Source organism: Nostoc sp. LEGE 12454, from assembly GCF_056620565.1.
On the sequence record NZ_JBWQXL010000095.1, the window covers coordinates 1 to 5,120 of the forward strand.

The 5,120-nt window shown below is 40.6% G+C and carries 6 protein-coding genes; all 6 read right to left on the reverse strand.

The genetic code is table 11. The annotated features are described in order from the left end of the window. Positions 1-269 precede the first annotated feature (269 nt). Positions 270-635, reverse strand: a complete 366-nt coding sequence (locus AC1F2U_RS34390) for a hypothetical protein (protein WP_480265219.1) — start codon at positions 633-635, stop codon at positions 270-272. Positions 636-638: 3 nt separating this feature from the next. Continuing rightward, positions 639-1,094, reverse strand: coding sequence for a hypothetical protein (locus AC1F2U_RS34395; protein ID WP_480265220.1), 456 nt, complete (start codon positions 1,092-1,094; stop codon positions 639-641). A 1-nt stretch (position 1,095) separates the two neighbouring features. After that, positions 1,096-1,329: a hypothetical protein gene (locus AC1F2U_RS34400; protein WP_480265221.1), complete on the reverse strand. Its 234-nt coding sequence runs from the start codon at positions 1,327-1,329 to the stop codon at positions 1,096-1,098. Then, complete coding sequence (locus AC1F2U_RS34405) at positions 1,329-1,916, reverse strand: hypothetical protein (RefSeq protein ID WP_480265222.1); 588 nt, start codon at positions 1,914-1,916, stop codon at positions 1,329-1,331. Before AC1F2U_RS34405 ends, AC1F2U_RS34400 begins: the two co-directional genes overlap by 1 nt. A 122-nt stretch (positions 1,917-2,038) precedes the next feature. Next, the gene (locus AC1F2U_RS34410; protein ID WP_480265223.1) at positions 2,039-2,863 is read right to left on the reverse strand and encodes a hypothetical protein; all 825 of its coding nucleotides are present in this window, start codon (positions 2,861-2,863) and stop codon (positions 2,039-2,041) included. Next, positions 2,863-5,120: hypothetical protein (locus tag AC1F2U_RS34415; protein ID WP_480265224.1), on the reverse strand; the 2,258-nt coding region annotated here is incomplete at its 5' end. The genes AC1F2U_RS34410 and AC1F2U_RS34415, both read right to left, overlap by 1 nt.

The following is a 5,120-nucleotide window of genomic DNA, read 5'->3' on the forward strand; positions in this document are numbered from 1 at the left end:
CTGCCATGATTACCTGCACATGAGCAAAACCGCAAAGTAGGAACATCGGAAGCTGGGTGCGGGGAAACTTGCACGCCCAGATTTAATTGAGAGGTGCGCGGGATAATACCCGCCATCGACTCTACCAGTGAGTAAACTAGATAATGCACATGGGAAAACAGCGTCCGCTTGCCCGTACACTACACAACGCCTGCTAGAAGGTAGTGGACATAGTGCGGGAGAAGGTCAACTTTTCTTCAGGATGGGAGGCAGGGAATAAATACTTGTGCTTAAAACTTGTCATCGCGGATCTGAAAGTTAGATTGTTTGTTGAGGAAACCGGCTATCTGCTTAACCCAGTTAGCCAGCCTATCAAACTTGTGTTTAACCATACTTTCAATGCCGTTCAGGCGATACTCAACAAAAAGTTTCTTTTCACTGTACTCAGTTAGATGCACGTCTACTTTTCTCTCAACGGTGTACAACCGATCGACAAAGTTATCTTTGAGTTGATCCACCGATGCTAATAGATTAGTTTCAACTCTGTTAATTTTGGCGTTGATATTCGCCTCCACCTGGGCCAATCGGTAAATAGCTCCTACCAAAGTAAGTAATCCAAGAATGATAGTAAGAGCGTTATTAATATCAATTTTCATCTCTTAAAGAGCATCAATTTTAGATTCAATCCGTGCTAAATCAGAATCATAGTCAGGGCCCGTGTAACGCCAAACAGTCAAGCTGACATTAGTAAACCAGTCTGGTACTTGAATAGAAATACTGTAACTAGTAGATATTGGTGGAAAAACTACAAGATTTATTTTGTCTAAAAAAAGAGCATATCTTCTGTTAAAACTGGCATCTTGAGAACCACCGAAAACAATACCGGTACTAACTTTCTGCCTAACATTACCAGCAAACTTCCAAGTTCTGCCTTCTGGGACATTTGTAGAAACCAGAATTGCTAAAACAAAAACATCTAGCAACAGAGCAATAGAGATTTCAGGGATAGGGACGGTTTTATACCCGCCCCCAACTTTAGGTAAAAACACTGCCGAGACATTTTCGTTATGAATAATCTCCCAGTTACTAGAATTACCAAGCTGTAATTCCCTCATATCAAAGGTTTAAATTAATAACTTGATTGAAAACCAAATCTTCCACAGGATTGACGTGCAAAAACGGGTCGATTCCGAAGTGATCTAACACATCAAAATAAGTGCCTGTATCCATTTTGCTTGCTAGCCAATCAGCAGAAGCTTGATTGATAGTTATCATCCCTTTGATACTGCGTTCATCACCAGCGGATACCATTAATAAATCACGGTAATCCGGCAGGAACAAAACGCTCATTAGATAACCTCTGGGATAAATGAAACTCGATTACCTTCTTGTTGAGCAAAGGCTTTAATTGCTGGAAGATCGCTTATTTCTGCGACAGCATCTGCATAAGGTTCACTACCAGCGGCTTTAGAACCGAAAGGAGATGAGACACTTTTGTTGTCGTACCGCTTGTAATCAAGATCGGTAATGCGTGAATTATTGTCGGCGACCTCTGCCCCACGATCTGTTAGCGATAGGCGCGCTGGGCGATAGCCACTCAGTCCATCAAGAAGGATGCCACCAGTAGGAAGGGTAAAGCCGACTGCAAGAGTCCTACCGCTTGTTTGTACTGCTTCGCGGACTGTCTTGGCCAAGGTAGTAGCATTGCCTCCCGTTTGGTTATCTGAAAGCACTTTTACTGGCAAATATACACGACCTTGGAGTTCAAAAGATTCGACATATCCTTTAGTACGAATAACTTTGACCCTTACTGAACTACCGCGTTGTGCTTTGTATAGCGCTCTTTTTTCTTTTAGGGGTTTGTCTTCCCACTCGCGTAACTTGGTTAAAGCCTCGGTTAGTTCTTTAGCTCGCCGAATATCACCGTATCTGGTCATCTGGTCTAAATTCCTACAAAGTTGATACTTACGTTTCAACCCAAGCTAGCACCGTGTTTTAGCCAGAATTAAACCAGTGACAAGTATACTTCCCGAAAAAGGATTAGAAAGAAATAAAAGGTCTAAGGTGCAGTCACATTTTCTATAACGCTTTTAAGCCGTCCGTTCAGACCAACCAAGTTAACAGGCTTTACTTGTCCAGGGATAAGTAACTGAGCGTGGGTAAACTTCACGTCAGCAGTCGGACGTTGCCTAAATTTCTTAACTGTTTTTCCATATACTCGATGTGTACCTGGGTTAGCTGGGTATTCTTTAGTATTTTCGATAAATTGGAAATTATTATCGCTGTAAGTCTTATCCAATATTTTTAGAACTGATTGAACTGTTGATAGTCCCTCAGCTTTAGATATGCACAATAGGCGTAAATCAAAACCATTCTCTAGGTCTATATAGGTGCATTTGTATTTACCTTTCTTCCAAATTAATGGAGGAGTAGCAAATTCTGCTTTGATTTCACGAGCGTATTCAACAGCATCAGCCCTTGAAATAGTATCAGCAGTTTTATTCATGATTCTAAAGCTGATTTCACCGCGTACTTGCTCTGTACCATCACCATGTTTTTCAAAGTCGTATGGTTCTTTGAAGTAAAGTTTTATTTGTGGTTTAAATTTGAAATCTCGTTGTAATTCTGTGACAGGAATTCCATAAATAGGAGCTTGCAAAGATTGAGCGTGACCGACAGTAATTTCAAATAGCCATAAACGTAACTGAGTCATAGCTACAGTATCAGCATCATCTATTAAACAAGCTTGCTTTAATGCTGGCTTAGGTGTTGAAATATCAGCATCTGGTTGATTTTTGAAGTATTGCCTAACTAGTTTGTTGTGGTAAAGCCTGAGCATATCTTGTAGATGCTCCCAGTGATTAAAATCAGGAGGTAATGCCATTAGTCTTCATCTGCCTCCAAATCTATTCCTAGTAATTCAAGACCTTTAGACAGTTCTTTTGCTAATGCCTTTCCTTCTGCTAACTTTGCGGGTTCTTCTACAGTCACGCCTTTATTTTCTGGCTTATCATCTTCCTTGATCGCTTTAATAAAATCTGTATTAGCTGTTTGTAACTCCGTAATAGCATTGATTGTATCTAGAGGTACTTGAGTAACTTGTTGGATGGTTGATGCTCCATTTTGCAGCCCTTCTAAGAAGTTAGTGACGCGGTTGATTTTTGGTTGAGGATTCATCCATTGATAAGCTGACTCCAAAACTTCCCCGCTTGCTCTTAAAGCGTTACCGATTTTACCCGTTTGCCCTGCTACTAGCTCTAACCCATTGAGAACAGTTGAAGTAAGATTTTGAAAGCTATTGAGAACGTTAGTGGTTGCTTGATAAATGCGGTTAGCTTTCGCCCAAACTGTTGTTAGTTGTTGATAGTTTTCCGCTCCGATAGCTCCCTTAATCAGATTTTCAATAGAGCTATTGATGACGGAGCCAATATCAAAAGCACTGCCATCTTCTTTTTTTAACCCGATTAATTGCAGGACATTGTTAAGCGCTCCAACCAACGTTTGACCTATATCATTAGAAAGCATTAGCCCATTGTGGATAGTTGCAGCAAGGATTAAAATATTTAGCACTCTATCGAGATGCATCCATTCAGCAAATCTTGATAATTTACCGCCGATACCACCTGGTAACTGATCGCCTAATCTTTGTAAAATTGTCTCCTGCCCCGCTAACAATGCAGCGTTTGCACCAGTATTTACAGCATCTAAAATATTGGCTGTATTAGTGTTGCTGTTGTTGGTAATATCTGCTGCATTATCTTTTAAGGCTCTATTCATACAGCCCCCAGGCTGGGTCGTCCGACACGTACCAGTAGCCGCCGCTTGCTCAATTTGTGGAATTGTTGGGATATCCGGTCTAATCGCCGCTGCTGCCCTTGCTGGGATAAATGGCAATATTCCAAGAATCTGATCGAGCTTTGGAAGTGCTGCACTATTCACTTTCTCTTGTTCCCTTAACTTTGTATCAATTTTTGTAATTTCTGCTTGACTGCTATTTATGTCGCTTTTGATGGCTGGAATTTCTTGTTTAATCTGATTAATATCCTTAGCTAAATCCGCAGTCGCTGACTTGTAACCACTCGATTGGGTGACTGTTTGGATATCTCCAACTTTCCCTTGCAGCTTGCTTAAATCAGCATTCCATTTAGCAGCTTGAGCTTCATAAGATAGCTGGTATGTTTGCTTCAACCCAGCAACAGTACCTTCGATGCTTGTAACTGTCACGCCAAGCTTTTGGTCTGTTGCCTGTTGTTTGACTTCTAAAGGTTGAACTTTATTATTTACTATTTGAACAACGGAGTTTTTTAAATCAACAAACTTAGTATCCAGTGTTTTAATCGTATTTTGCACTGTGGCAATTAAGTTTGACTGTACGCCATTAGTTTCGGTAGCAACTTTTGCTTGTGCCTTAGCTTCAGCCAGCCCTTTTTGTATATTGTCAACAGTTACTTGTATCTGTTGCTGAAACTTTTGGTTAGCGTCGGTTGCAAGCTTATTAACTTGCTGTTGAATTGAGGTGATTTTTGAATCAATTTCGCGCTTGTTTGCTCGTGCTTCATACAAAGCATCGTTTCCTAATTTTCTGGCGGCTTCCGCTAGTCCCGTTACAATCTTTCTGCCTTCCCGCGTTTCATACAGCGCATCATTGCTTTGTTTTTTAGCATCTACTGCATTTTTGGCAATAGTTTCTGTTTGCTTGTTTAACTGTGCATAGTCTTTAGCGTTTGCATCAAGTTCTTTGGTGATTTTTCTGTTGAATTCATTAACTCTTGTATCAAGATTTTTTACTCTTGAGTTCAAAGTTGTCAGCAATGTGAGGTTCTTTGAAAGGTCATTGTTTAAATTAGTAAACTGTCTGTCTACTGTGTCATTTATGAAATTCTGAACGAGAATACTGTGGATTACTGCTGCTGCTAATCCTCCCTGAAGAACAATCCCTAGTAGTTGCCCCCCTGCAAGACCACTATTTTTAGGAGTAGCACCACCAGGCATTTTTTTGAAGAAAGCATCCTGTACTTTCTTGGCATTAGCAGCAGTGCTTTTGAGAGCTTTCATTCTTTTAGCCGCTTCTTTAGCGCCACTTTTGGACATGAATTGAGATGTTACGCGCTTAACCTTTTTAGCTTCGAGTAACATCTTTC